Origin of the sequence: Phenylobacterium sp. (assembly GCF_004799395.1) — a bacterium.
Classification (GTDB): Bacteria; Pseudomonadota; Alphaproteobacteria; order Caulobacterales; family Caulobacteraceae; genus Phenylobacterium.
In genome coordinates this window covers 1-25,516 of record NZ_SSMZ01000215.1, presented here as the reverse complement: position 1 = coordinate 25,516, position 25,516 = coordinate 1, and the positions used below count along the sequence as shown (strand labels likewise).

Below are 25,516 nucleotides of genomic sequence, written 5' to 3'. Positions count from 1 at the left end.
TGTTGCCGGCGAGCACGTTCTCGCCGCCGAACTTCTTCACACCCAGACGCTGGCCGGCCGAATCGCGCCCGTTGCGCGAGGAGCCGCCTGATTTCTTGTGAGCCATGGTGGCCTCCTAAACCTGAGCCGGCCTTACGTGGCCGACTTGTCCTTCTTGGGGGCGGCGGCGGCCTTCTTCGGCGCAGCAGCCTTCTTCTCGGCGGCCGGAGCCGCGGTCTTGGTTTCGGCCTTCGCCTTGGGAGCGGCGGCCTTCTTCGGCGCGGCGGCCTTGGCTTCGGTCGGGACCGGCGCATTGGTCTGCGCGGTGTCCGCGGCGGCTTCCACGTCGACGTCGGCGGCCTTCACAGCCTTGGCTTTCGTCGCGGCCTTCGCGGGCTTGGCCGAGGCGGACTTGGCCTTGGGCGTCTGGACTTTCTTGGCCGCGGCGGCTTCGCGCTGGGCTTCGGGGCTCACGAACACCAGGCCGCGGGCGCGGGCGTTGATCTCGCCCTTGGTCATCAGGTCGACCGTGCCGTCCCACTTGGTTTCCTTGCCGTCGGCGCCGGTGACGCCCACGACCCGCAGGACCGTTTCGGTCTGGCGGTGGCCCTTGGTGCGGCGATAGCCCTGGCGGCGGATCTTCTTGAAGATCTTCACCTTCTCGCCCTGGCGGGTCTCGATCAGGGTCGCGGACACCGAAGCGCCGGCCACCGTCGGGGCGCCGACCACGACGGCCTCGCCCTCACCCACCATCAGCACGTCGCCGAAGGCTACATTGGCGCCAGGCTCACCGGCCAGCTTCTCGACGACCATCAGGTCGCCCGGAGAAACCCGGTACTGCTTGCCGCCGGTCTTGATCACCGCGTACATCGTTCGCGCCTTCAACTTCACTATATGTGCAAAACGGATTGCGCCCGCGAGGGACCCGCGAGCGAAGAGCGGCGGACTTATACGGATCGGGCGCGCGGTGTCAACGAAAGGGTGGGGGCATACGAAGGGATTCTAGCTTTGCTCCCACGTTGCTGATTTGCCCTCTGTTAGCCGCTTCCAACGCGCGTCCAGCCAGTCGCCTTGTTGATGGCCAGCAGATGCAAACCAAAGGCGAGCGCACCCACCAACGCGTAGAACGGGCTGTAACCGAACCTGCCGGCCAACTATAGACCTACTGCAGCCGAGGCGACGACGCTGGTGGCTTGGAGTTCGATGCGCGTTCGCATTTACTCTGCGCTCTGCACAGCGCGTTCCTGAGTGGAACCAAGGGTGGCAAACATAGCCCTAACTGCCTGGCCGCCGGCGACGATGCCCGCACAGCAGAGCAAGAAGCCCCAGCCTTCTAACAGCGCGCTCAGCGATTGAATTTAGCCAGCAGGGCCATAGCGCTTAAGCAGCACCAGATCTGCCGACACCGCAGCGCCCGCGATCACCTGAATCTGGTACGATTTGAGATGACCGCTCCCGCCGCGTTTGCCAAGACTTTGCAAGCACAGCTTGGCCTTGTCGACCTTAAGCGCAGATCGGCGTCGCCCAACTCCCCTTAAATTCCATGGCCAGCATTCTGCCCTGGGGCCTCTGCTTCTCAAGGCCGCGCTCAAGGCGCGCCGCGACGCGGCCGGCCAAGGGCCGGACCTTGACAAGCCGAGCCCCCAAGGCTCGCATCAATCGTGGAATTTATGGGCAGCCAGCCCTCTCAAGGAGGGCAGGCGCCAAGCCTGCGGCGGCCAGCGTGGCCCAAATCCTGGACTTTTCAGCTGAGCCAGTTCACCGTGAACAAACACGGAACAGAATCATTGACAGTGTGAATAGGCGACGGCCTCGCGCCCGCAGGCGGGCGTTGCAAGGACAGGTGACATGTCCGAAGGGGCTAGAATCCACCCTGACGTCGCACGATTTGAAAATTCGCGGTCCCCCTCCCGTTGTGGGAGGAGGATGCAGTCGCCGTCGCTTTAGGCCACGTCGCTGATTTCGCGCACCACCGCGCGCGGCCGCATCATCTCGCGGCGGCGAAGGACGATGGCCTCGTCGTCGGTGAGGGCGGCGAAGAAGTAGCCCATCTCCACGTCGAGGGCCTGGGCCAGCTTCCACAGCATCACCACCGACAGGCGGCACACCGCGGCCTCGTACTTGTGGATCTGCTGGAAGGTCACGCCGCAGGCCGCGCCCAGCTGCTGCTGCGAATATCCCAAGAGCCTACGGCGCGCCCGCAGCCGCCGCCCAACCATTACGTCCACGTTGTCGTTCATCTCACTCACCCACCATCGGATCCCAAAGAACAGGGTCAGTGAACAGGGTCAGACGAGCGGAGAATTGTAAGTACGCGACACCGCGCCGGAATTGCAGCGCCGCTAGGACTCGACCCTCCCGGGTGGCTGCAACACTTGGACGGGGGAGCCCATCAGCGCCTTCCGGCGCGTCCAGGCCTCGGCCATGAACGGCTGCTCGCGGGCCAGGTAGGCTCCGGGCGAGAGCCCCATGTAGTAGTTGAACTCGTGGATGAAGTGGGCCTGGTCGGTGAACTGGGCGTCGAGGAACTGGGTCCAGGTCCCCTCCGGCGCCTCGCGCATGGCCGCCAGGGTGCGCAAGAGCCGCTGGCGGCGAAGCAGCCGCTTGGGCGACATGCCGAAATAGCGGTTGGAGAACCGCTCCAGCTGGCGCGACGACAGGCCGACGATCTCGGCCCAGTCAGCCACCGTCTGCACCTGCGGGTCCTGCAGGGCGCCGTGGGCGGCGGCGACGGTCGCGGCCTCAGGCCGTTCGGTCAGGATCGAGAGCAGCACATCGTCGAGCACCGCGTAGATCGCCGCATCGCCATCGGCCTGGCGCAGGCGCCGGTAGAGCTCATCGGCCACCGGGCCGATGACCTCGCTGAGCGGCGCCAGGCGATTGGTGAAGCGGTCGGCCGGACAGGCGCTGAGCTGCGGCCAGCCCGCCGGCATCAGGCCGACGCCGACCATCACGCCGGCCGATCCGCCGGCCCACAGCGCCTTCTCCAGCGCTCCGCTCATGCCGATCGCCGGCACCGGCTGGTGCGGCTCGCCCGGGAAATGCGCCTCCCAGTCGCCGTCGAGGATCAGGCGGAAGTTCGGCCACTCCGGGAAGATCTGGTCCCAGACTGTGCCCGCGCCCGTCACCTTGACTTGATAGTAGGTTGTGACGGCCCCGCGCAGGGCCGGCGCCGGCAGATGATAGGTCACCGAGGCGGTGGCGCCCCCGTCAGACCCGGCGTGGTCATGGTCAAGTTTCGTGGCCATGCAGGATAATGCGGTCAAAAGCTCGCTGGTTTCTACTGTCCCGCGAACTTTGGTTTGCGATTGACGGCGGAAGCGTGGCGCCGGTCAATCGCCGCATGACCGGCCGCGCCGTCCTGACCCTCGCCCTCGCGCTCCTGGCGACCGCCGGCGCGGGCCTGAGCGCGCCCTATCGCGCGCCGAGGACCGTGTCGGGAACGCCGGACCTGCAGGGGGTGTGGACCAACCTGTCGATCACCGAGCTGGAGCGGCCCAAGGGGGTGACCAACCTGATCGCCACCGAGGCGCAGGTCGCCGCGCGCCTGTCCCGGCGCAAGGCCCAGTTGGCCGGGCTGAAGCCGCCGCCGAACCCCAAGGCCCCGCCGGGGGACCCTGACGACGTCGGCCAGACCACCAGCGAGTTTCCCGACCGGGACGTCGATTTCCTGCGCATCGACGGTCAGCCGCGGACCTCCATCCTGGTCGAGCCGCCGGACGGCCGCCTGCCCTACACCGAGGCCGGCCGAAAGCTGGAGGCCGCCGCCGAAGCCGCCGACGACCATGATTTCAGCGGTCCCGAGGCGCGCCTGCCCGACGAGCGGTGCCTGATCGGCCCCTCGAGCCCTGAGGGCCCGCCGATGCTCGGCGAGCCGCAGAACGCCAACTACCGGATCGTCCAGACGCCGCACGAGATCGCCATCCTGTCCGAGATGATCCACGACGTGCGGATCGTCCACATGGGCGCTCACCACCCGGCGGTCGCGACCCATCCCTGGATGGGCGATTCCATCGGCTGGTGGGAGGGCGACACCTTGGTGATCGAGACTGTGGATCAGAACATCGGCGCCGGGCCGCGCTTCGTGGGCCCGCAGGTGTTCTACCTCTCCGCCACCGCCAAGGTCGTCGAGCGCCTGACCCGGATCTCGCCGACCGAGATCCGCTACGACTTCACGGTCGAGGACCCGGCGATCTACGCCCACCGCCTGCGGGGCGAGATGATGCTGCGCGCCACCCAGGCGCAGATCTATGAATACGCCTGCCACGAGGGGAACTACGCCCTGGAGAACATCCTGGCCGGCGCGCGCGCCGTCGAACGGCGGGCGGCGGACGCGAAGAACTAGGCCCGGCCATTTCGACACGCGCCCCGGAAGCTGTCACGGTCCCCGCAGTTTGGGGGACGGCCATGACGACACGCGAATCGGCGATCCTCGCCCTGCTGGGCTTCGGCATCTGGCTATCGGGCGCGGTGACCTTCCGCTTCGGTGGTCATGTGATGCTGGAGAGCGGGCCTGTCGGTGTGGCGATCAGCGCGGCGGCCATCGCGCTCAGCGTCTGCCTGCTGCTGCGCGCGACCATGGACTGGCGGAGGATCCCCGCCGCGCAGTCGGTGACCGTGGCTGTGGTGATGACCCTGCCGGGCCTGTTCGGCGACGTGGCCTATGTGCTTGGCTTCGCACCCCTGACCGGCCTTCAGCCGCTGACCGTAGCCGCCTACGCGGCGGTGATCCTCTTCGGGACCGCCGTCCTCTATGCCTACGCCCTGGTCCGCGCCCGGCTCTAGGCCTGGCCCTTCCACCCCGGCGCCGGGGTGAAGCCAATGATGTCCTCGTCGCCGACGACGATCACCGTCGGCCGCGGCGGGACCGGCCCGGCCATGAGGGCGTCGATCTCCTTGGCAAGGTCGGGGTCAAGAGTGTGGACGGGCATGGCGTCGTGGTCCTTCGGCTCCATGCGGCCAGAACGGCGCTCAGCGCTTAGCGTTCCCACCCTGACGCTCTCAAAGGAATGTCGGTTACCCGACAGATAGCATGGTATTTGGCAGATTCGTCCCAACGGCTACCCTGACGTGCATGGCGAATCACCCGCAACGGGCTGATCACGAGCCCCAGCCGTCAGGGCGTCTGACCGACGCCCTGAACGCTAAGCTCGCCGAGCTCCGCGGCCGCGGACTCGCTCCCCAGTGGATCGAGGCCAACGTCGAGGCCCTGACGCGCCTGATGCTGGAGAGCGGAGAGGCCGCGATCCGCCTTGACCCCGATCCCGCAGCCGACCGCGCCTGGTACGGCAAGGTGGAGATCCGCCATGCCGCAGCCCGCGACCAGCTATGGATCATCGTGACCGGCGAGGTGGCCGCCGGCGAGGTCAGTGCCCATGTCGTCGCGCTCCCGGATGCGCCGGTCTGACGCGCCGGCGAAAGCCGCGCCTTAACGGTCCTTTCGGTTTTGCGTGGGATGCAGGGAGCCTGGGGTCGCAAGGGGGCGGCTCCGTCAGGACCGGACAGCACACGTGGCGGCTTCCAACGAGCGTATCTACCGAAGCCTCAAGGGCCTCGAAAAGACGGCCTCGACGAGCCGCGTCCTGAACCTTTCCGCCCTGGCCGTGCTCAACGCCGGCAATGCCGAACATTCCGCGGCCCCGCTCTTCAAGAGCCCGGTGCTCAACGGCTCGGTGGTGCTGAAGCACCGTCTTCGCGTCGACGAGGTCGACCTCTTCGAGGGCCTGACCCGCACCGCCACCAAGCTGATCGTCCCCTTCGACAAGTCGGACCTGGCGCTGGGCGGCCGCACAGTCTTCGTCGGCGAGAAGGGCTGGCTGCCGATCCTTCAGGAGCTGCGCGGCGGCGCCGACGACATGATCCGCGACGTCGAGATCCTCGAAGCCATCGACCAGTTGCCCTCGCTCGACCCTTTTCTGCTGCGCGAGCACATGAAGCGCCGCGGCTTCGAGATCAGCCCGTCCCACTTCGACATCTCGCCGGGCGACGCCGACAAGATGCAGCGCTTCGTCGGCGGCGAAATCGCCCGCCTTATCGAGCTGGCCTACGGCGGCGCGGGCTCCGGCGGGGCCACCACGCGTCTGGTGGAGGCGCTTTTGTCCTCCAAGACCGACGAGCGGCTGGAGCCGCTGCGCCTGACCCTACAGCTCGAAGGCGAGAGCTATCGGGAGGGCATCTTCAGCTGGAAGGGCTTCCTCTACTACAAGTGGGTCCTGAACAGCCTCTGGCCCAAGCTGAAGGAAGTGCTGATCGAGGTCATGAAGCTGCGGGTCATCGGCCCGCGCGACCGCGACCTGATGGTGCTGATCGACGAGATGAAGCTGCGCCTGCGCGGGGCCATGGAGGGCCAGGTGAAGGCGGTCATGGGCTATCTCAAGACCTATGACGCGGTGTTCCAGCAGCTCACCGAAGGCAACGCCGCGGCGTTCCGCGACTTCCTGCTGGCCTCGCCGGAGATGTTCATGGCGCTGGGCGAAGGCGCCGGCACACTCAGCCACGTGGCCACCTTCTGGCGCTACCGCTTCCCGCAGGGCAAGCCGCTGATGGCGCCCATGGGCGAGATCCTCGAGCTCCTGCAGGATTTCGAATCCGGCCTCGGCGCCGAACCGCACCCGCTGAGCTACGCGGCCTAGGCGAGCGGAACCATCCGTCCACGCCCGGCTTCTCTCTGGAGCCATGGCCAAGCTGCACCTGCCGACCCCGGACGAACGCGCGTCGATCCTGCGCGACGCCCAGCGCCTGAAGATGACCCGCTCGCCGCACGCCTACGTGCGGGGCGCGACAGCGAAGTTCTACGAATGGCTGGAGGCCAGCGCCGGCAAGATCCCGCAGGGTCCGCCGGTGTGGATCTGCGGCGACTGCCATTCGGGAAACCTAGGCCCGGTATCCAGCGCCCGTGGCCAAGTGGCCGTGCAGATCCGCGATCTCGACCAGACGGTGATCGGCAATCCGGCGCACGATCTGATCCGGCTGGGCCTATCACTGGCCACCGCCGCGCGCGGCTCCAACCTGCCGGGCGTCACCACAGCGCTGATGGTGGAACACATGGTCGAGGGCTACGAGGCCGGTCTCGCCGGCGAAACCCTGGCGCCGGACGAGGAGACCACGCCCAAGGAGGTGCGCCGCGTGCTGAAGCAGGCGCTGCGCCGCCGCTGGCGGGATCTCGCGCGGGAGCGGATCGACAACGCGAAGCCCACCATCCCGCTCGGCAAGCGGTTCTGGCCGCTCTCGGACGCCGAGCGTGCGGCGCTGAATGACCTGGCCGCGGAGGAGGATCTGCGCAAGCTGGTCGCCGGATTGCAGCACCGCCCGGATGATGCGGCGGTGGAGTTCCTAGACGGGGCCTACTGGATGAAGGGCTGCAGCTCGCTGGGCCGGCTGCGCTACGCCATGCTGGTGGGCGTCGAGGCTGAGGACGGGCGCCAGGAGACCGTGCTCATCGACATCAAGGAGGCCACGGCCGCCGCCGCGCCCTCGGCGCCCAGCGCCAAGATGCCGGCCGACAACGCCCGGCGAGTGGTCGCCGGCGCCCGGGCGCTCTCGCCCTTCCTCGGCCGTCGCATGCTGGCCGGTAAACTCGAGCGCCGCGCGGTAGTGATCCGCGAGCTGACGCCGCAGGACCTGAAGCTCGACATAGAGCACCTGAGCCGGGACGAGGCCACGCGCGCCGCCCACTACCTGGCCCTGGTGGTTGGCCGCGCCCACGCCCGCCAGATGGACGGCCCCACCAAGGCCGCCTGGCGCGCCGAACTGGCCCGCAACCGCTCGGCGACGCTGGACGCGCCCTTCTGGCTCTGGTCGGCCATCGTCGAGCTGATCCAGTCCCACGAGGCAGCCTATCTGAACTACTGCCGCCGCTACGCCCTGCAGGCGGCGTGAGCGGCGAAGCTTAAGCTTTAATGAGATGTGACAAACCGGGCTCTAGCCGGGCGCGTCCACTCGGCGTAGCTTGATAGGCGAGGGACGGCTCTGTCGGAGCTGTCATGATGCATCGCATCGGGGTTGGGAATTTCTTCTCCTTTGTTGCGGCAGTTGCGGGACTGTCGGCGGCGGGGATGGCAACGGCGGCGACGCTGGAGGCGGCCGCCTGGGCGATCACGCCTGAGGACGCGGCCTGTCATACCGATCTGGAACTGGTCTCGCGGTCCGGCGCCATCGCCCCCATCGCGCTGATCTCCGACGGCGACCGCGTGGCGCTTCGCTTCGCCAAGGAGGGCGTGCCGAGCCAGGCCTTCCTGCCGATCCGCGTCGACGGCAAACCCTTCGCCAACCTGGTGCAGCGCACCGGCGAGGAGGGCCTGGCGGTGATGAACCTCTCCGACGAGACGCTGGCGGCCCTGCGCCGCGGCAAGACCCTGCAGGTGGCCTGGCTGGCCAACGAGGCGGTCAGCGCCTCGCTCAGCGGCGCCGGACAGGGCATAGCCGACTTGAGGACCTGCGGCGCCCAGGTCGCCGGCCAGCACCGCACCCGCGAGGCCGAGCTCGACGCCCAGCGCGCCCGCACCCAGGCTGACGCCCGCGTCAAGGCGGTCGCCGACGAGCAGCTCGCCACCGCGCGCGCCCAGACCGCCGCCGCGGAGGCCGAGCGCCAAAAGGTCGCCGCCGAGACTCAGCGCGCTCAGGCCGAGGCCGAGCAGCTGGCCGCCCAGGCCGTCCAGGAGCGCGCCATGGCCGAGGAAGCTCACCTGCGCGCCGAGCAGGATCGTCAGCGGGCCGCCGCCCAGCAGGCCTATTACGGCGGCAATCCCTACGCCTACCCGCCACCCCAGACCCAGGCTCAGTCGACGCCCTACGGCTACTACCCGCGCTACTATTACCCGCGCTAAGCGGGCCTCACGCCGCAGGCGGCGACGCCCGCGCGGAATGCAGGAACTCCATGCGCCAGGCGCCGCCGCGCCACCCGAACACCGCCGACTCCAGCCAGGTCACCGGCTGCAGGGCGCCGGCCTTGCCCGAGGCCCCGGTGTTGATCCAGGCGATCCAGGCCTTGTCGCAGCCCAGGTGGGCGTCGAAGTCATGGAGGTTCCACTCGATCTTCACGCCCGACGCGTGGGCGCCCTTCACCAGTTCGCCCAGCGCCAGCCCTTCATATTTTTTTCCGCCGTCATAGGCGTAGAACCCAGGCGCCTGGATCTTGGCGAGCGCCGCCAGGTCATCGCGTCGGCCGGCGTCGAACCAGGCCTGCACGGCCGCCTGCACCGCCGGACCGGAGCCCTTGGGCGCGCAGGCCGGCGCGGCTTGGCCGCCGCCTGCAGCCAGCGCAGCCGCCAGGGCCAGAGAAACGACGCCAAGGCGCATGGGGATCATCCTTCGGGATAGTGGTCGGTGAAGCGGCCGAGCTTGCAGCTATAGCCCTCTGGCGGCGGCGTCAGCCTGAACCGGCCCGGGTCGCTGCCCTTCGGATGCGACGCCAGGGTCTTGAGCGCCCAGGCGTTGAAGGCCTGGGTGTTGGCCTGCGGCCACATGTGCCCGTGGTGGGCGCTGCAGGCGACGTGGACCACGGCCTTCTGGGCGCTGAAATAGTTCGACGCCGCCTGGGTCGTCGGCCGGTAGTCCGAGCAGAGGCCAAGCGGCGGGCCGCAATCCCAAAGGTCCTTCTCGCCGCCCCAGACGCTGATCACGATCATCGGACCGAGCTTGGCTTTCAGTGGGTAGGGCCCGATGCGACCCTGGAACACCTTGTCCGGATCGCTGGCGACGTAGTCGCGGGCTTCGCCGAAGCTGAGCGCGGTGCCCTCGTCCGTGGTCACGTACCATTCACCGGAGATCGGCAGGCCGCCAGCCCAGAAATCGGAACGGAAGGTCAGCGCCCGGTTGGTCATGGTGCCGCCCGAGGATATGCCGCCGAGGTAGATGCGCTTCGCATCCACCGAGAACGTCTTGGCCGCGCATTTCACCGCCGCGATCAGGAAGGTCGAATCCGAACCCTCGTCGGTCTTGAACCTATCGCCGGCGGCGCCCGCGGCGCGGCCCTCATGCCAGGGGTTCCAGTTCCAGCCGTCATGCCCGGGACCGTTGCAGACGCCGCCCTTCAGGTTCGGGTCCTGGTTGGCGCACTCGCGCACCGGGCCGATCACCAGGAAGCCCTGCTTGGCCATCAGCCAGGTCGCCCCGCTGCGCGGGACCGTCAGGTTGTCCAGGGTCGATTCCACCGAGCCGGTGAGCGGCACGAAGACCGGCGCGGGCCCGCTCACGCCCTCAGGCGGGTAGACCAGGAAGGCGCGCTTGGCGCCTGCATGCGGGAAGTCGGTGTTGAGGCCGGCGTGGACGGTGTAGCCGTCGGGGCAGTCGCCCTTGAGCGCGGCGGCTGAAGCGGCGCCCGCCGCCGCCAACGCCAGCCCTGCGGCGACGGCTCCGATCCACTGGCGCATCCAGCTCTCCCCTACCGTTCGGCACTCGTCAGAATGCAGCTGGCCTTAAGGCCCATGGTCAGATTGGAGCTTTGGGGACTGGCCGGGTCAAGGACGGCCTCTTCGGGCCGCCGCTCCGCGGCGAGCGGAAAGCGCTCGTCCTTGACGCGGTCAGGCCCCAAAGCAGACTCGCCACCATGAACTTAAGAGCTCCTCCCCTTGCGTCAGCCTGGCAGTACAGCGAAGGTCGCCGCGCCTCAGTCCGGAGCCTTCACGTCTTGCGTCACATCCTCGCTCTCGCAGCCGCCCTTGCGCTCGCCGCCACCGCCGCGTCCGCCCAGCCCTCGCCCACCGAACACGCCCTGCTCCACACGCTGGCCGCCGAGGTCTCAGCCGATCGGGAGCATGCCACCATCGCCAAGCTGGTCGCCTTCGGCACCCGCCACACGCTCTCCGACACCAAGTCGGAGACCCGGGGCATCGGCGCGGCGCGGCGTTGGGTCGCCAGCCAATTCACCGCCATGTCCAAGGACTGCGGCGGTTGCCTCACCGTCGAGACGCCCTCGGAGATGTTCACCGGCCGCCGCGTGCCCAATCCCACCGAGGTGATGGACGTGCTCGCCATCCAGAAGGGGACCACCGATCCGGGCCGGGTGATCGTCATTTCCGGGCACATCGACAGCCGGGTGACCGACGTCCAGAACTTCACCTCCGACGCCCCGGGGGCTAACGACGACGCTTCCGGCACCGCGGCGGTGATCGAGGCGGCGCGGGTGCTGTCGAAGCACAAGTTCCCCGCCACCCTGGTGTTCGCGGTGTTGTCCGGCGAGGAGCAGGGGCTCTACGGCGGTCATGTCCTCGCCGACTATGCGACAAAGCAGGGCTGGCGCGTGGAGGCCGACCTCAACAACGACATCATCGGCAATTCCGAGGGTATCAGCGGCGTGCGCGAGACCACTCGCGTCCGCGTCTTCTCCGAAGGCACCAAGAGCGTCGAGACTGCGGCCGAAGCCGACCGGCGCCGCTACAACGGCGGCGAGGTTGACTCGCCCTCGCGCCAGATCGCCCGCTACATGGACGGGCTCGCCGGCGCCTATCTCGGCAATTTCAAGGTGACCATGGTCTATCGCACCGACCGCTTCGGCCGCGGCGGCGACCAGACCGAGATGATCAAGGCGGGCTTCCCCGCCGTGCGCGTCACCGAGGCCAATGAGAACTACAACCGCCAGCACCAGGACCTGCGCACAGAGAATGGCGTCAAATACGGCGACGTAATCGAGAGCGTCGACTTCGCCTACCTGGCCAATGTGACCCGGGTGAACGTCATCACCCTGGCCTCGATGGCCATGGCGCCGGCCCCGCCGACCCATGTGGATATCTCCGGCGCGGTGTCGGCGGACACCACCGTGAAATGGCAGCCGGCGGCGGACGCCGCGCGCTACCGCCTCTGGTGGCGCTCCACCACCGACCCCCAGTGGCGCTTTGCCCGCGAGGCGGCGCCCAGCGGCAAGGCAGTGCTGACGGACGTCAATATCGACGACTGGTACTTCGGAGTGAGCGCGGTGAGCCCAGACGGCTGGGAGAGCCCGGTCGTGTTTCCCGGGGCCCCCGGAAGCTGGACGCATGAGGAGGCGCCTCCGGCTCCTGCGGCGCCCGGCACGCCGGGCTCGAAACCTTAAGCGCCATGCTTGTCGCCACCGGCTCGGTCACCGCCCGGGCTGACAGCTTCGAGGCCTTGCTCGAGGCGGCCCTGGCCCACGTGGCGCGCTCGCGAACCGAGCCAGGTTGCCTGACCCACGGGGTCCATATCGACGCAGAGGACCCGCTGCGCCTCTTCTTCTAGAAGGAATGGGCTGACCGCGCGGCCCTCGATACGCACTTCGCCCGGGAAGGTTCGCTCGCCTTCATGCGAGGCGTGCGCGAGCTCTCCTCCGCCAGCTCCCGCGTGCGCATCCTGCCGGTGGAGGACCGCCCGAGGGCGGACGACTGACGCCGGCGCCTGTCAGGCGCCGGGGCCGCCGCAAGCCTTAGGGCTGGTGATGGTGGTGATGCATCACGCGATGGTGGACGACATGATGGTGGCGATGATGGATCGGACGCGCCGAAACCGCGCTGGCCGACATGGCGAGGACGACGGTGGCGAGCGCCAGGGTCACGAGTTTCACGGGTTCCCTCCCAGTTCTGCTATGCCCGAATCAGGATCCGGACGTCCGCAAGGCTACGCTCCCAGAGGGTTGCTACAATCTTACGACCGTGGCGCGGTAACCTGGGCTTGACCGGTTGGGCGCTAAGGCCGGCCGCGTGACGGGTGGGAGCAAGACGACGGCGATGGCCCCGCGAACTTCGCTGATCCTGGCGCTGGCCGCCCTGGGCGCCTGCGTTGCGCCCGCCGCTGAGGCTGCGGTCTACGCCATGGTGCGCGCCGAGCCGGACGCCATCACGGTGATGGATCCCGCCGCGATCGAAACCACGCCCGGCTCCGACAGCCTGCGCCGCGCCTACAGCGTGACCGTCCAGAAGACCCTGACATCCGAGGGTCCGCAGCAGCCCGGCTATGTGCGCACCCTGAACGAGTACGACTGCGCCCAGCGCAAGGTCCGCTGGAAGAGCTTCTGGGTCTATTCGCGGTTCGGCGACCTGGTGATCCACAAGGACAATGTCGACGGGACCTGGAGCCCGACCCCGGCGGGCAGCGAGGCTGAAGCCTCGACGCGGCTGGTGTGCGACCACGCCAACAAATGGGCCGCCGTCGCGGCGGGCTCGATCAGCCAGCTGGTCATCGGACTGATGCAGGCCTGGGACGAAGCCGCGCAGCTTCCGCCCCTGCAGCCGGTCAAGCCGCTGCCGCCGAAGAAGCCGGCCATCCGCAAAACAGCCAAGGCGCCTCAGGCTTGAAGATCGTCATCCTCGCCATCGGCAGGCTGGCCCGCTCCCCCGAGACCGAGCTCGTGAAGACCTATGTGGAGCGCGCCACCAATGCCGGCCGCTCGTTGGGCCTTGGTCCCGTCGAGGTGATCGAGGTCGAGGCGCGCAAGCCGGGCAAGGCCGCCGAGGCCGAGGCGCTGAAGCCACATCTTACGGACGCTCACCTGATCGCCTGCGACGAACATGGGACGGCCAGACCCTCGCGCGCCTTCGCCCAGGAGATCGCCGCCTTGCGCGACCGGGGCGTGCGCCGACTGGTGCTGGTTATCGGCGGGGCCGATGGGCTGGATGCGGACCTGCTGGGCAGCGCCAACGACAGGCTCGCCTTTGGGCCGCAGACCTGGCCGCACGCGTTGGCCCGCGCCATGCTGGCCGAGCAGGTCTATCGAGCGGTGACCATCCTGGCCGGATCACCCTATCATCGCGACTGAATGAAGCGCGCGCTCATCCTGCCTGCCTCGCTGGCCGCCCTGGCTCTGGGCGCCGTCGCGGTCGCCGCCACCGGCGAGCGCCTGGCGCGGCTGAACGTTGAGGAGACCCAGCTTTCCGTCGAGCAGACCCGCAACATGGGCCAGCTCGCCCGCCTGCTCTCGGTGCTGGAGATGCTGAAGCAGGACCCGCCGCCGGCCCTGCTGGTCAGCCCCCGCGACGCCAAGAACGCCGTGCGCGCCGCCATACTGGTGAAGGCCATGACGCCGGACCTGCAGGCCCGCGCCACCGGCTACGCCCACGAGGCCGGCGAGATGATGCGCCAGCGCCGTCTGGCCGCCGTCGAGAGCGAGGCCCTGTTCACCAACGAGAGCGCTCGCGCCGATGCCGCGCCGGTCCCGGAAGGGCCGCCGGTACTGCGCGGACCGCTGACGCCGGGGGCGCCGGGTCTCCCTGAAGCGGCCATCACCCCGCCGCAAAGCCTCTCTACCCCAACCCCAGGCCCGATCGTCCGGCGGTTCGGCGAGGCCCTCGCCAGCGGCGGGCGATCCAACGGGATCACCTTCGCCGCCGCCGGCGGAGCCCGCGTCGCCAGCCCCGGTCCGGGTTATGTCCAATATGTAGGCCCCGTGAAGGGATGGGGCGTGATCTTGATCTTAAGACTGGCGGGTGGATACCATTTGGTGCTTGCTGGTCTTGACCGCGCCTCCGTTTCGGTCGGGCAATCTGTCGCGGCGGGAGAGGCTGTCGGTTTCATGCCCGATGGCCGACAATCGCCAAATTCGGGCGAGAAGGGCGAAAAAGCCCCCAGGGAACTCTACCTGGAGGTTCGCGAACAAGGCGCTCCTGTCGATCCGGGGCGCTGGCTGAACAAAGCGGGCTGAGCGGGCTTTTATGCGAGAGCCGCTTGAGAGTGGGCCGCGTATCATCAAGCGGGCGCCTGTCCCTTCAGGGCGGGCCCGCCAGGGAGCCTACGGCAGGCGATGAAAAAGTACCTCCTGATCGGCGTTTCGGCCTTCGTCCTCGGCGCGGGCTCCATGGCCTACGTCAGCCAGCACGCCATGGCCGCGGCCACCCCGAAGGCCAACACCTACCGCATGCTCGGCCTGTTCGGCGACGTACTGGACATCGTCGAGCGCCAGTACGTCGCCCCGGTGGACGACACCAAGCTGATCCACGCCGCGCTTGACGGCATGCTGACTTCGCTTGATCCGCACTCCAGCTACCTCGACCCCGAGGGCTTCGACGACATGCGCGATCAGACGCGCGGCGAGTACGGCGGCCTAGGCCTTGAGGTCACCACCGAAGACGGCGTGGTGAAGATCATTTCGCCGATCGACGACACTCCCGCCGCCAAGGCCGGTCTGAAGCCGGGCGACTACATCACCGCCGTCAACGGCGACAGCGTGCTGGGCCTGTCGGTGACCGACGCAGTCAAGCAGATGCGCGGCAAGCCTGGCGAAACCGTCACCCTGACCATCGCCCGCGAAAAGTCCGATCCGTTCGACGTCAAGCTGCAGCGCGAGATCATCAAGCAGAAGTCGGCCACCGCGAAGCTCGACGGCGACTACGGCGTTCTGCGCGTCTCCGGCTTCAACGAGAAGACCACTGACGAGGCCACCGCCGCCTTCAACGAGATCAAGGCCAAGAACCCCCACATGAAGGGGCTGATCCTGGATCTGCGCCGAAATCCGGGCGGCCTGCTCGACCAGGCGGTTGGCATCTCCGACCTGTTCCTGGAAGGCGGGGAGATCGTCAGCCAGCGCGGCCGCGATCCGCGCGACGTGGAGCGCTACAACGCCCGTCCGGGCGATATCACCAACGGCCTGCCGATGGTGGTGCTGATCGACTCGGGCACGGCCTCGGCCGCCGAGATCGTCGCCGGCGCCCTGCAGGACAGGAAACGCGCCGCGATCGTCGGCCTTACCAGCTTCGGCAAGGGTTCGGTGCAGACGGTGATCCCGCTACGCGGCGGCATGGATGGGGCGCTGAAGCTCACCACCGCGCGCTACTACACGCCGTCTGGCCGCTCGATCCAGAAGACCGGCATCGAGCCTGACCTGGAAGTCGCCGCCACCAAGGACGAGGCTCAGGAGATCGCCAACCGCGCCTTCGGCTTCTCCGAGGCCTCCTTCAAGAACGCGCTGAACGCCGACGAAGGCAAGGTCCGCAAGGGAGCCCACACCCCGGCCGAGGCGCCGCCCGAAGGCTTCGACGCCAAGAAGGACTTCCAGCTGGCCCGCGCGGAGGACGTGCTGAAGTACGGCTCGGTCGCCGCCACGCCGAAACTGGCCGCGCCGACCGCGCGTCTGGCCTCCATCCTGTCGAAGTCCAAGGTGGCTGAAGTGAAGGCCCCAACGCCCGCGAAGCCCTAGGGCGAAATCCCCGGCGGCAAATTCGCGCACCAGGTGAAGCTTATTGGCGCGCGGCTTGCATCTGTGGCTATACGGCTAACGTATCTTAGGGGTGTTAGCCCCGGGGAAGGGCCAATCGATGTCTGTGCGTGCGTTCATGGCCGTGACGGTCGCCCTGGCGAGCTTGGCGCTCGCCCAGGCCGCGCAGGCTGGAACCGTGAATTTCGAAGACCGCGTCTTCGCAGATTCCGACACCTACCAGACCGAAGCCAACAACTTCACCGAGCAGGGCCTGAATTTCGGCGGCCTGCAGTTCTATTTCATCCCGAATGCCAATCCGGACGTCACCTTCCCGACCAACTACAGCTCCACCTTCATGGAGACGGCGATCGAGCCTGTGGTGATGTCGCTGGTCGGCGGCGGCGCCTTCAACCTGCTGTCCCTCGACCTGGGCCTTGGCCAGTACAACCAGGGCTCGTCCGACAGCGTCACGGTGTCCGGGACAAAGGCGAACTGCGCCGTCGCTTGCACCGTCAGCACCGTGCTGACGGTCACCGACGTCTTCCAATCGTTCTCGCTCTCGGGTTTCACCGGACTGTCGTCGATCTCCGTCGGCGCCCAGCAGTTCAGCAATCCGAGCGCACCCTTTCCGCCGCAGACCGACAGCGGCTATCTCGCCTTCGACGACATCTCCTATGCCGCCGTCGGCGCCCCCGCGCCTGAGCCGGCGGCCTGGGCGCTGATGATCGTGGGCCTGGGCGCCGCGGGCGGCCTCATCCGCGGCCGTCGTCGGAGCCTTGCGCGCGCGTCCGCGGCCTGATGCGCCGGTCCCTTTCAGGGACCACGAGAAGCCTCCGTTAACCATGATTTGGCACACTCCTCGCCGAGGAGCACCCGAGCCGTGGCCACGATCGCACTTCCCCGCCTTTCCATCCCGAGCCTGGGTGGCGCACAGCTCCGCGGGCTTGTGGCCAACCGTTACGTCGGCCTGACCGCCGCGGCCCTGCTGCTCGCCGCCGCCGGCTTCGGCCTGGTCAAGGCCATGGGTCCAGGCGCGCCTGCCGCCGGAGTGGTGCGGGTCTCGCTCAACGGCGTGCTCGCCCGCGCGCCACAGGGCTGGCGCGAGACCTTGGCCCCGCTGCATGGCCCCGCCCGCGTCAGCCAGGACGTGATCCGCCTGTCGGAGCGCCCCCTCGCGCCGCTCACCAGCGGCGCCTGGAGCCGGCCGGACAGGCTGGCGCCGCCCCCGCCGCCCGGAGCGCCGCTTCCGGTCGCCCCCATCGCCGGGTTCTTCGCGCCTGGCCCGGCCGGTCCGCTGCCGATCATTTCCCAGGAAGGCCACACGCCTTTCGAAGCCTATCGTCGGCCCTTCATCCCCAACGGACGGCCGAAAATCGCCCTGATGATCGGCGGCCTGGGCCTCAACGCCCGCGTCACCCAGCAGGCTATCGAGACCCTGCCCGCCGAGGTGACGCTGTCCTTCAGCCCCTATGCGGAAGGCCTGCAGGGCTGGATCGACATGGCTCGCGCCCACGGCCACGAGGTGCTGCTCGAGGCCCCCATGGAGCCGGTCGACTATCCGGACAACGACCCTGGCCCCTACACCCTGATGGCGGGCGCCCAGGGGCCGGACACGGTGAAGAAGCTGGAATGGGTGCTCTCACGCGCCACCGGCTATTTCGGGGTCACCAACTATCTGGGCTCCAAGTTCCTGGCCTCGGACGGGGCCTATCAGACCTTCGCGGCAGAGCTGAAGGGCCGCGGCGTGGCCTTCGTCGACGATGGTTCAGCTGCGCGGCGCGTCGGCAAGGGCGTGGTGCGCGCGTCGGCCGAGCGGGTGATCGACGACCAGTTGAACTCGACCGCCATCGACCAGCAGCTGGTCGCCCTGGAGGCCGGCGCCCTGCAGCGCGGCCAGGCCACGGGGTCCGGCTTCGCCTATCCGGTCACCCTGGAAAAGGTCTCCCAGTGGTCGCGGACACTCGGCGATCGCGGCTTCCAGCTAACGCCGGTCTCGGCTTTCGCCCACTAGGCGGCGCCGTTTCAATTCAATCGCAACGGCAGATGCTCTAGAACATCTGGGCGCATGACCCAGGACCTCGAGCTCTATCGGCCGAACGTCGGCGTCGTCCTGTTCCACGGGGACGGCCGCGTGTGGCTGGGCCGGCGCGCCAGCACGCCGGGCCCGCACAACTGGCAATTCCCGCAAGGTGGCGTCGATCCGGGCGAGGAGCTGGAGATCGCCGCGCGCCGCGAGCTCGCCGAAGAGACCGGAGCGACCGCCGCCAGCTTCCTCGGCCGCACCCACGACTGGGTCGCCTACGATTTTCCTCCGGGACACGGCGGCTCCAAGGCGCTGCGTGGCTGGAAGGGGCAGAAGCAAGTCTGGTTCGCCTTCCGCTTCGAGGGCCGGGACGAGGATTTCAATTTGACGTCGCACGGCGAGCCGGAGTTCGACGGCTGGCGCTGGGCGTTCCTTGAGGAGGCCGCCGAACTGATCGTGCCCTTCAAACGCGCCGCCTATGAGCGCGTGGTAGACGCCTTTGGACGCTTCGCTGCGCCGCGTGGGGTGGAATGACCGCCATTGTCATGGTGCACGGCGCCTTCTGCGGCGGCTGGGCCTTCGAGCATTTCCGCACACCCTTCGAGGCGGCCGGCTTCGAGGTGATCGCCCCGGACCTGCGGGGCCATCAGGACAGCGCGCCGAGCAACGCGGTGGTGGGCGTTTCCATGTCCGACTACGCCGCCGACGTCGCCCGGCTCTGCGCCGACCTGCCCGAGCCGCCGGTGCTGCTGGGCCATTCCATGGGCGGACTGGTGGCCCAGCTCGCCGCGCGCCGCGCGCCGATCCGGGCGCTGATCCTGCTGGCCCCTTCGCCGCCCTGGGGCGTGGTGGGCTCCAGCTTCGAAGAAGCGGCCACCGCCTTCGGCGTACAGATGATCGGCCCGTTCTCTTCCGGCGCCCTGTCGCCCGACCGCGGCCTGATGCGCGCCTACAGCCTCGACCGCATGCCCAAGCCCGAGCGGGAGGCCGCCGTGGCGAGGCTGCGGCCGGAAAGCGCCATGGCCGTGCGCGAGACGCTGAACTGGTGGCTGGACCCGTTCATGACCACCAGCGTCGGTCCCGGCGCGATCAGCGCGCCAGCCCTGGTTCTCAGCGGTCAGGGGGATGTAGTGCACTCGCCGACGACCGCGCGGGCGGTGGCGACGCGGATCGGCGCGGCGTTCGAGATCATGCCCGGCATGAGCCACTGGCTGGTGGGCGAGCCCGGATGGGAAGCCGTCGCGGAAACCGCGCTGCGCTGGCTCGCTGACGAGGTCAGCCTCGCCGCTTGAGCGCCCGCCGGGCGAGGCCGATCAGCGCGACCGCCGCCCAGGCGCCCTCCATCACCGTCGAGGACAGGTTGAAATTGGCGAGCAGCAGAGACGCCAGGATCCCGCAGGCGCCCAGGAAGTTGGCCGTGAGCGACCAGACCCCTTGTGGGTTCAGCCGCCCAAGCGCCGCACCGGCGTAGGCCACCAGGACAACGAGGACGCCGGCGAGACCCGCGGCGTCGGTCCAGCTCATCCGAGCTTGCGTTCCTGGTAGAACAGTTCGCCCGTCGAATATTTGGGGTTCAGCGAGCTGTCGTCAGGCTTGGTCCAGGTGGAGAAGTTCACTGCCGTGGAGTTGGCGGCGTCGAAATGCTCCCAGGACTTCCGCACCCGCTTCACGCCGTCCGGATCGACGGCCACGTAGTTGGCCTGCAGGATCAGTTCCGGCTGATGCAGGAAGGACCAGATGTTGATCGCGCTGACGAGCGGCTTGTCCTCGTTGAGCGCGTAGTGGACCTCGGCGCGGCAGACGTCCTTGTTGGAGCCGGTGGGCTGGATCGTCAGAGTGTAGTCCTTGTTGGTCGGGTCGAGCGGCATGGTCCAGGTGTTGTCCCGGCGGTTCTTCTTCAGGCCGAGCGTCGCCGAATTGGCCTTGGCGATGTCGTCCAGATTGCCGCCGCGGACGAGCGGCACGCAGACCTTCTCGACCACCGAAAGGATGATCGCGCCGGGCCCACTAGTCGGCAGGCTGGGCGGCGCGTCAGCGGCGGGCGCCGCAGCCGGCGGGGCGGCCGTGGCGTCCGCAGGCGGCGCGGCGGCGGGCGGGGTCGTCGCCGGAGCCGCGGGCGCCGCCGGCGGAGCCGTGGTCTGCGCCTGCGGAGCTGGTGGGGCGGCAGGGGTCTGGGCCTGAGCCACGGACGCCAGGGCCGTGGCGGCGATCAGGCTGGCGAGGACGATACGCATCTTAGGAGTTCCCCTGACTTTTCAGCGGGCCATAAAACGGGACCAGGACCACGGAAGCAAGACACCCCCGTGGAAAATTTACGAATATAAATTCAGCCTGCCTCAATCGCGTGCTCCGCGAGCACCGTGAAGCCATCCGGCGTGACATCGGCGAAGCCGCCGCGCACATCGTAGACGGTGGTCTGGCCGTCGTTGTGCACGGTGACCGGGCCTTCGCGCAGCGCGGTCATGAACGGGGCATGGCCAGCCAGCACCCCGAAGTCGCCTTCGGAGCCCGGCGCATCGACCTGGTCCACGAGCCCGGAGAAGAGCTCGCGCTCCGGCGAAACCAGCGAGAAGTGGAGCTTGTCGGCCATCGGATCCCTTACGCTTCCGCCGCCAGCTGTTCGGCCTTGCGGACCGCGTCCTCGATGGTGCCGACGTTGTAGAAGGCGGCTTCCGGCAGGTGGTCGTACTCACCGTCCACCACCGCCTTGAACGAGCGGATGGTGTCTTCCAGGCTGACGAAGATGCCCGGCATGTTGGTGAACTGCTCGGCCACGTGGAACGGCTGCGAGAGGAACTTGGAGATCTTCCGGGCGCGGGCGACCGTCAGCTTGTCCTCCTCCGACAGCTCGTCCATGCCCAGGATGGCGATGATGTCCTTCAGCGCCTTGTAGGCCTGCAGGGTCTCCTGCACGCGTCGGGCGACGTTGTAGTGCTCCTCGCCGATCACCAGCGGATCCATGATCCGGCTGGTCGAATCCAGCGGGTCCACGGCCGGGAAGATGGCCTGGGCGGCGATGTCGCGGGAAAGCACCGTGGTTGCGTCCAGGTGGGCGAACGAGGTGGCCGGCGCCGGGTCGGTCATGTCGTCGGCGGGCACGTAGATGGCCTGCACCGAGGTGATCGAGCCCTTGTTGGTCGAGGCGATCCGCTCCTGCAGGTTGCCCATCTCGGTGGCCAGCGTCGGCTGATAGCCCACGGCCGAGGGGATGCGGCCCAGCAGGGCCGACACTTCGGCGCCGGCCTGGGTGAAGCGGAAGATGTTGTCGATGAAGAGCAGCACGTCCTTGCCCTCTTCGTCGCGGAAGTACTCGGCCTGGGCGAGGCCGGTCAAGGCGACGCGGGCCCGCGCGCCCGGAGGCTCGTTCATCTGGCCGTAGACTAGCGCGCACTTGGAACCTTCGCCGCCGCCCGGCAGGTTCACGTTGGACTCGATCATCTCGTGATAGAGGTCGTTACCCTCGCGGGTGCGTTCACCGACACCGGCCAGCACCGAATAGCCGCCGTAGGCCTTGGCGATATTGTTGATCAGTTCCTGCATGGTCACGGTCTTGCCGACGCCGGCGCCGCCGAATAGGCCGATCTTGCCGCCCTTCGTATAGGGGCAGAGCAGGTCCACCACCTTGATGCCGGTGACCAGCACTTCGGCGCTGGTCGACTGTTCGGCGAAGGAGGGGGCTTCGCGGTGGATCGAGGAGGTGAAGGTCGTCGCGATCGGGCCGGCCTCGTCGATAGGGTCGCCGATGACGTTCATGATCCGGCCGAGTGTGGCCGGGCCAACCGGCACGGTGATCGGGCGGCCGGTGTCGAACACCGGCTGGCCGCGGGTCAGGCCCTCGGTGGTGTCCATGGCGATGGCGCGCACGGTGTTCTCACCCAGGTGCTGGGCGACCTCGAACACCAGGCGGAAGGGCTGGCCGGTACGCTGGTCGGTGTTGGTGGTTTCCAGCGCGCTCTGGATCGCCGGGAGGTGGCCTTCGAACTCCACGTCGACGACGGCGCCGATGATCTGCACCAGCTTGCCGGTGGCGACGCCCTTGGTCGTCGTGACCGGGGTCTTCGCGGCGGACTTCGCAGGCGCCTTCGGGGCGGCCGGCTTCTTCGCGGCGGGCTTCTTGGCGGTGGTGGTAGCCATGGCTGTCTCTTTCGACTTTCGACTAGAGCGCTTCGGCGCCGGAGATGATCTCGATCAGCTCCTTGGTGATCTGCGCCTGGCGTGAACGGTTGTATTTCAGGGTGAGCGCCGAGATCATGTCGCCGGCGTTGCGGGTGGCGTTGTCCATCGCAGTCATCTGCGACGCGTAGAACCCGGCCTGGTTCTCCAGCATGGCGGAGAACAGCTGGGTGGTGATGTTGCGGGGCAGCAGTTCCTCGAGGATGGTCTCCTCGTCGGGCTCGTATTCGTAGACGGCGCCCCTCAGGTCGATCGGCGTCGCGTTGGCTTTCACCTCCGCCGGGATCAGCTGCACGCCCGTCGGGGTCTGCACGACCACCGACTGGAACTTCGAGAAGAACAGAGTGACCACGTCGACGTCGCCGGCGGCGAACATCTCGCGGATCTTCGCCGAGACGTCCTCGGCCACCGCCAGGGACGGATTGCCGCCGGCCTCATAGGCGCCCACGGAGCGGTCGTAGCGCTTCAGCTGGTCGCGGGCTTTGCGGCCGAGCGTCAGGATGCGGACGTCCTTGCCTTCGTTGATCAGCTTGCCGATCCGCTCGCGCGCCGCACGGACGATGGAGGAGTTGAATCCTCCCGCCAGGCCGCGGTCCGAGGTCGCCACGACGATCAGGTGTCGCTGGTTCGAGCCGGTGCCGACCAGCAAGCGCGGCGCGCCTTCGCCGGAAATCCCGGCGGCCAGATTGGCGATGACCGCGGCCATCCGCTCGGCGTAGGGCCGGGCGTTCTGGGCGGCGTCCTGGCTGCGGCGCAGCTTCGCTGCCGCCACCATCTGCAGCGCCTTGGTGATCTTCTGCGTGGCTTTCACGCTTCCGATCCGATTGCGCATCTCCTTGAGGCTGGCCATCGCCTATTTCCTGCTCCCGTCAGCCAGCGTCAGGCGAAGGTCGAGGCGAAAGCGGCCAGCACGGACTTCAGATCGTCCTCGACGTTCTTGAGGTCCTTCTCGATGCGGATCTTGTCCAGCAGGCCCTGGTGCTTGGAGTGCAGGTGGGCCAGCAGTTCGCTCTCGAAGCGGCGGACCTGATTGGTGGCGATGCCGTCCAAGTAGCCGCGGGTGCCGGCGTAGACCACCGCCACCTGCTCCTCGACCGCCAGCGGCGAGTACTGCGGCTGCTTCAGGAGCTCGGTCAGGCGTTCGCCGCGGGCCAGCTGCCGCTGGGTCGTCACGTCCAGGTCGGAGCCGAACTTCGCGAAGGCGGCCATTTCCCGGTACTGGGCGAGCTCGCCCTTGATGGGCCCCGACGCGGTCTTCATGGCCTTGATCTGGGCCGAGGAGCCCACGCGGCTCACCGAGATGCCGACATTCACCGCCGGGCGGATGCCCTGGAAGAAAAGGTCGGTTTCCAGGAAGATCTGGCCGTCGGTGATGGAGATCACGTTGGTCGGGATGTAGGCCGACACGTCGTTGGCCTGGGTCTCAATGACCGGCAGCGCCGTCAGCGAGCCCGAGCCGTTGTCCTCGTTCAGCTTTGCCGCACGCTCCAACAGGCGGCTATGCAGATAGAAGACGTCGCCCGGATAGGCTTCGCGGCCCGGCGGGCGGCGCAGCAGGAGTGACATCTGGCGATAGGCGACGGCCTGCTTGGAGAGGTCGTCATAGATGATGACGGCGTGCATGCCGTTGTCGCGGAACCACTCGCCCATGGCGCAGCCCGAGAAGGGCGCCAGGAACTGCAGCGGCGCGGGCTCCGAGGCCGTGGCCGAAACCACGATCGTGTAGTCCAGGGCGCCACGCTCCTCGAGCGTCTTGACGATCTGGGCGACGGTCGAACGCTTCTGGCCGATGGCGACATAGATGCAATAGAGCTTGGCGCTCTCGTCGGTGCCGGCGTTGATCGACTTCTGGTTCAGGATGGTGTCGATCGCCACGGCGGTCTTGCCGGTCTGGCGGTCGCCGATGATCAGCTCGCGCTGGCCGCGGCCGACGGGGATCAGGGTGTCGATGGCCTTCAGGCCGGTTTGCACCGGCTCGTGCACGGACTTGCGCGGGATGATGCCCGGCGCCTTCACGTCCACCCGGCGCCGTTCAGTGGCGACGATCGGGCCCTTGCCGTCGATCGGCTCGCCCAGCGGATTGACGACGCGGCCCAGCAGGCCCTTGCCGACCGGCACGTCCACGATCTCGCCCAGACGGCGGACTTCGTCGCCTTCCGAGATCGAACGGTCCTCGCCGAAGATCACGACGCCGACGTTGTCGCGTTCGAGGTTCAGGGCCATGCCCTTCACCCCGGCCTTAGGGAATTCGACCATTTCGCCGGCCTGGACGTTGTCGAGGCCGAAGACGCGGGCGATGCCGTCGCCGACGCTCAGCACCTGGCCGACGTCGGAGACGTCAGCGTCCTGGCCGAAGTTCGCGATCTGCGACTTGAGGATGGCCGAGATTTCGGCGGCGCGGATATCCATGGATCTTACGCTCTCTTGAGGGCGAATTTCAGGGAGTCGAGCTTCGACTTTAGCGAAGCGTCGAACAGACGGGAGCCGACCTGCACCTTGATCCCGCCGAGGATGGCGGGGTCGACGCGGGTCTGGATTTCAGGGTCCTTGCCGAGCGCCTGGCGAAGCGCGGCGGCCACGCCCTTGGATTGGGCGGCGGACAGCGGGACGGCGGTGGTCACCTGGGCGGAGACCGCGCCACGAGCCTTGGCCGAAAGGTCCTCGTAGCTGGTGATCACCGAGGCCAGGAGCGCGGTGCGCCGGTTGGCGGCCAGCAGGCCGAGGAACTTTTTCGTGGTCGAGGCGAACTTCGCCTTGGTCGCGATCGCCGCCAGGCCCTTGGCCTTGTCCTCGGCGCTGAACGCCGGGGAGTGCACCAGAACCCGCAGGTCCTGGCTGTCGGCCAGCGCGGTCTTCAGGGATTTCAGGTCGGCCTCCACAGCCGTGACCTGCTTCTCATCGCTCGCCAGATCGAACAGGGCCAGAGCGTACCGGCCGCCCACATTCGATACCTTTGAATCGTCCGCCACTTAGTTGTCCGCCCGGTGCGTCTAGGGAGCCGCAGCGGAAGGTCTCCGCAGCAGCCTTAAAGGCTTGAAAGCGCTTGGAAAAAGCACATCGGTCCGAAAGGTCTCTATGACCCCTGTCCCAAAGCCGCGCGCCTGATAGCACGCGACCTCCCGCGCCGCAACACAGAGGGCCCTCCCCGCGACCTGACGAATAGTCACGGGCTCTGCGCTTTCCGTGGGGAAAGGGAGGGGCCCGAAGAAAAAGGGCGCCGATCCGAAGATCGGCGCCCCTGCAGTTTCAGAAGCTCGACAACA

At 68.1% G+C, this 25,516-nt stretch carries 30 protein-coding genes and 1 pseudogene; 16 read left to right on the top strand and 15 right to left on the bottom strand.

Annotated features, from left to right (window positions below; genetic code table 11):
- From E8A12_RS13975 to E8A12_RS13960, 4 genes and pseudogenes are all read right to left on the bottom strand, one after another.
- Positions 1–106, bottom strand: a 106-nt coding sequence (locus tag E8A12_RS13975) for a 50S ribosomal protein L27 (RefSeq protein WP_293369764.1), incomplete at its 3' end; no start/stop codon positions are given.
- 230 nt (positions 107–336) lie between these two features.
- Positions 337–849, bottom strand: a pseudogene (rplU, locus tag E8A12_RS13970) (50S ribosomal protein L21); the annotation flags it as partial.
- Positions 850–1,922: 1,073 nt separating this feature from the next.
- Positions 1,923–2,219, bottom strand: a complete 297-nt coding sequence (locus tag E8A12_RS13965) for a helix-turn-helix transcriptional regulator (RefSeq protein ID WP_293369762.1) — start codon at positions 2,217–2,219, stop codon at positions 1,923–1,925.
- Positions 2,220–2,321: 102 nt separating this feature from the next.
- Positions 2,322–3,227, bottom strand: a complete 906-nt coding sequence (locus E8A12_RS13960) for a helix-turn-helix domain-containing protein (protein WP_293369760.1) — start codon at positions 3,225–3,227, stop codon at positions 2,322–2,324.
- A 95-nt stretch (positions 3,228–3,322) separates the two neighbouring features.
- Between E8A12_RS13960 and E8A12_RS13955 the strand changes: the two genes are divergently transcribed.
- Together E8A12_RS13955 and E8A12_RS13950 are read left to right on the top strand one after the other, a co-directional pair.
- Positions 3,323–4,324, top strand: a complete 1,002-nt coding sequence (locus E8A12_RS13955; RefSeq protein WP_293369758.1) for a hypothetical protein — start codon at positions 3,323–3,325, stop codon at positions 4,322–4,324.
- Positions 4,325–4,386: 62 nt separating this feature from the next.
- Positions 4,387–4,764, top strand: coding sequence for a DUF5367 family protein (locus E8A12_RS13950; RefSeq protein ID WP_293369756.1), 378 nt, complete (start codon positions 4,387–4,389; stop codon positions 4,762–4,764).
- On the opposite strand, the gene E8A12_RS13945 is transcribed toward E8A12_RS13950, so the two are convergent.
- The gene (locus E8A12_RS13945) at positions 4,761–4,910 is read right to left on the bottom strand and encodes a hypothetical protein (RefSeq protein ID WP_293369754.1); all 150 of its coding nucleotides are present in this window, start codon (positions 4,908–4,910) and stop codon (positions 4,761–4,763) included. The two genes, E8A12_RS13950 and E8A12_RS13945, sit on opposite strands and share 4 nt — an antisense overlap.
- A 143-nt stretch (positions 4,911–5,053) precedes the next feature.
- On the opposite strand from E8A12_RS13945, the gene E8A12_RS13940 reads away from it, so the two are divergent.
- From E8A12_RS13940 to E8A12_RS13925, 4 genes are all read left to right on the top strand, one after another.
- Entirely contained in the window at positions 5,054–5,386 is a 333-nt protein-coding gene (locus E8A12_RS13940) for a hypothetical protein (RefSeq protein ID WP_293369751.1), read from the top strand.
- 103 nt (positions 5,387–5,489) lie between these two features.
- Positions 5,490–6,611 (top strand): hypothetical protein, encoded by a 1,122-nt coding sequence (locus E8A12_RS13935; RefSeq protein WP_293369748.1) that lies wholly within the window; start codon positions 5,490–5,492, stop codon positions 6,609–6,611.
- 43 nt (positions 6,612–6,654) lie between these two features.
- Complete coding sequence (locus E8A12_RS13930) at positions 6,655–7,857, top strand: DUF2252 family protein (protein ID WP_293369746.1); 1,203 nt, start codon at positions 6,655–6,657, stop codon at positions 7,855–7,857.
- A gap of 104 nt (positions 7,858–7,961) precedes the next feature.
- Complete coding sequence (locus E8A12_RS13925; RefSeq protein ID WP_293369744.1) at positions 7,962–8,804, top strand: hypothetical protein; 843 nt, start codon at positions 7,962–7,964, stop codon at positions 8,802–8,804.
- Positions 8,805–8,811: 7 nt separating this feature from the next.
- Here E8A12_RS13925 and E8A12_RS13920 read toward each other — a convergent pair whose 3' ends face one another.
- Entirely contained in the window at positions 8,812–9,276 is a 465-nt protein-coding gene (locus tag E8A12_RS13920; protein ID WP_293369742.1) for a nuclear transport factor 2 family protein, read from the bottom strand.
- Positions 9,277–9,281: 5 nt separating this feature from the next.
- Positions 9,282–10,349 carry a prolyl oligopeptidase family serine peptidase gene (locus E8A12_RS13915; protein WP_293369740.1) on the bottom strand — a complete coding sequence of 356 codons (1,068 nt, stop codon included), beginning with the start codon at positions 10,347–10,349 and terminating at the stop codon, positions 9,282–9,284.
- Between the two features lie 257 nt (positions 10,350–10,606).
- Between E8A12_RS13915 and E8A12_RS13910 the strand changes: the two genes are divergently transcribed.
- Both E8A12_RS13910 and E8A12_RS13905 read left to right on the top strand, forming a co-directional pair.
- Entirely contained in the window at positions 10,607–12,007 is a 1,401-nt protein-coding gene (locus tag E8A12_RS13910; protein WP_293369737.1) for a M20/M25/M40 family metallo-hydrolase, read from the top strand.
- Positions 12,008–12,012: 5 nt separating this feature from the next.
- The gene (locus tag E8A12_RS13905) at positions 12,013–12,171 is read left to right on the top strand and encodes an antibiotic biosynthesis monooxygenase (protein WP_293369734.1); all 159 of its coding nucleotides are present in this window, start codon (positions 12,013–12,015) and stop codon (positions 12,169–12,171) included.
- Between the two features lie 184 nt (positions 12,172–12,355).
- On the opposite strand, the gene E8A12_RS13900 is transcribed toward E8A12_RS13905, so the two are convergent.
- On the bottom strand, positions 12,356–12,493 hold the full coding sequence (locus E8A12_RS13900) for a hypothetical protein (protein WP_293369732.1): 138 nt from the start codon (positions 12,491–12,493) through the stop codon (positions 12,356–12,358).
- A 163-nt stretch (positions 12,494–12,656) separates the two neighbouring features.
- On the opposite strand from E8A12_RS13900, the gene E8A12_RS13895 reads away from it, so the two are divergent.
- The 8 genes from E8A12_RS13895 to E8A12_RS13860 all read left to right on the top strand — a co-directional run bounded on the left by E8A12_RS13895 (position 12,657) and on the right by E8A12_RS13860 (position 19,372).
- On the top strand, positions 12,657–13,223 hold the full coding sequence (locus E8A12_RS13895) for a surface-adhesin E family protein (RefSeq protein ID WP_293369730.1): 567 nt from the start codon (positions 12,657–12,659) through the stop codon (positions 13,221–13,223).
- Positions 13,220–13,684 (top strand): 23S rRNA (pseudouridine(1915)-N(3))-methyltransferase RlmH, encoded by a 465-nt coding sequence (gene rlmH / locus E8A12_RS13890; protein ID WP_293369728.1) that lies wholly within the window; start codon positions 13,220–13,222, stop codon positions 13,682–13,684. The genes E8A12_RS13895 and rlmH overlap by 4 nt, the downstream gene beginning before the upstream one ends.
- Positions 13,685–14,566, top strand: a complete 882-nt coding sequence (locus E8A12_RS13885; protein ID WP_293369725.1) for a peptidoglycan DD-metalloendopeptidase family protein — start codon at positions 13,685–13,687, stop codon at positions 14,564–14,566.
- Between the two features lie 99 nt (positions 14,567–14,665).
- On the top strand, positions 14,666–16,057 hold the full coding sequence (locus tag E8A12_RS13880; RefSeq protein ID WP_293369723.1) for a S41 family peptidase: 1,392 nt from the start codon (positions 14,666–14,668) through the stop codon (positions 16,055–16,057).
- A gap of 118 nt (positions 16,058–16,175) precedes the next feature.
- Positions 16,176–16,856: a PEP-CTERM sorting domain-containing protein gene (locus tag E8A12_RS13875; RefSeq protein WP_293369721.1), complete on the top strand. Its 681-nt coding sequence runs from the start codon at positions 16,176–16,178 to the stop codon at positions 16,854–16,856.
- 81 nt (positions 16,857–16,937) lie between these two features.
- Complete coding sequence (locus tag E8A12_RS13870) at positions 16,938–18,068, top strand: divergent polysaccharide deacetylase family protein (RefSeq protein WP_293369719.1); 1,131 nt, start codon at positions 16,938–16,940, stop codon at positions 18,066–18,068.
- A 54-nt stretch (positions 18,069–18,122) separates the two neighbouring features.
- Positions 18,123–18,614: an RNA pyrophosphohydrolase gene (locus E8A12_RS13865; protein WP_293369716.1), complete on the top strand. Its 492-nt coding sequence runs from the start codon at positions 18,123–18,125 to the stop codon at positions 18,612–18,614.
- Positions 18,611–19,372 carry an alpha/beta hydrolase gene (locus E8A12_RS13860; RefSeq protein WP_293369714.1) on the top strand — a complete coding sequence of 254 codons (762 nt, stop codon included), beginning with the start codon at positions 18,611–18,613 and terminating at the stop codon, positions 19,370–19,372. Before E8A12_RS13865 ends, E8A12_RS13860 begins: the two co-directional genes overlap by 4 nt.
- On the opposite strand, the gene E8A12_RS13855 is transcribed toward E8A12_RS13860, so the two are convergent.
- From E8A12_RS13855 to E8A12_RS13825, 7 genes are all read right to left on the bottom strand, one after another.
- A complete protein-coding gene (locus E8A12_RS13855) occupies positions 19,356–19,604 on the bottom strand; it encodes a hypothetical protein (protein ID WP_293369712.1) in 249 nt (82 codons plus the stop codon). The two genes, E8A12_RS13860 and E8A12_RS13855, sit on opposite strands and share 17 nt — an antisense overlap.
- Positions 19,601–20,314, bottom strand: a complete 714-nt coding sequence (locus tag E8A12_RS13850; RefSeq protein ID WP_293369709.1) for a hypothetical protein — start codon at positions 20,312–20,314, stop codon at positions 19,601–19,603. The genes E8A12_RS13855 and E8A12_RS13850 overlap by 4 nt, the downstream gene beginning before the upstream one ends.
- Positions 20,315–20,406: 92 nt before the next feature.
- Complete coding sequence (locus tag E8A12_RS13845; RefSeq protein WP_293369707.1) at positions 20,407–20,670, bottom strand: ATP synthase F1 subunit epsilon; 264 nt, start codon at positions 20,668–20,670, stop codon at positions 20,407–20,409.
- Positions 20,671–20,678: 8 nt separating this feature from the next.
- On the bottom strand, positions 20,679–22,214 hold the full coding sequence (atpD, locus tag E8A12_RS13840) for a F0F1 ATP synthase subunit beta (RefSeq protein ID WP_293369705.1): 1,536 nt from the start codon (positions 22,212–22,214) through the stop codon (positions 20,679–20,681).
- A 22-nt stretch (positions 22,215–22,236) separates the two neighbouring features.
- Positions 22,237–23,103 (bottom strand): F0F1 ATP synthase subunit gamma, encoded by an 867-nt coding sequence (locus E8A12_RS13835; protein WP_293369703.1) that lies wholly within the window; start codon positions 23,101–23,103, stop codon positions 22,237–22,239.
- Positions 23,104–23,132: 29 nt separating this feature from the next.
- The gene (gene atpA / locus E8A12_RS13830; RefSeq protein WP_293369701.1) at positions 23,133–24,662 is read right to left on the bottom strand and encodes a F0F1 ATP synthase subunit alpha; all 1,530 of its coding nucleotides are present in this window, start codon (positions 24,660–24,662) and stop codon (positions 23,133–23,135) included.
- A 5-nt stretch (positions 24,663–24,667) separates the two neighbouring features.
- Positions 24,668–25,222 carry a F0F1 ATP synthase subunit delta gene (locus E8A12_RS13825; RefSeq protein WP_293369700.1) on the bottom strand — a complete coding sequence of 185 codons (555 nt, stop codon included), beginning with the start codon at positions 25,220–25,222 and terminating at the stop codon, positions 24,668–24,670.
- Between the last annotated feature and the right edge of the window lie 294 nt (positions 25,223–25,516).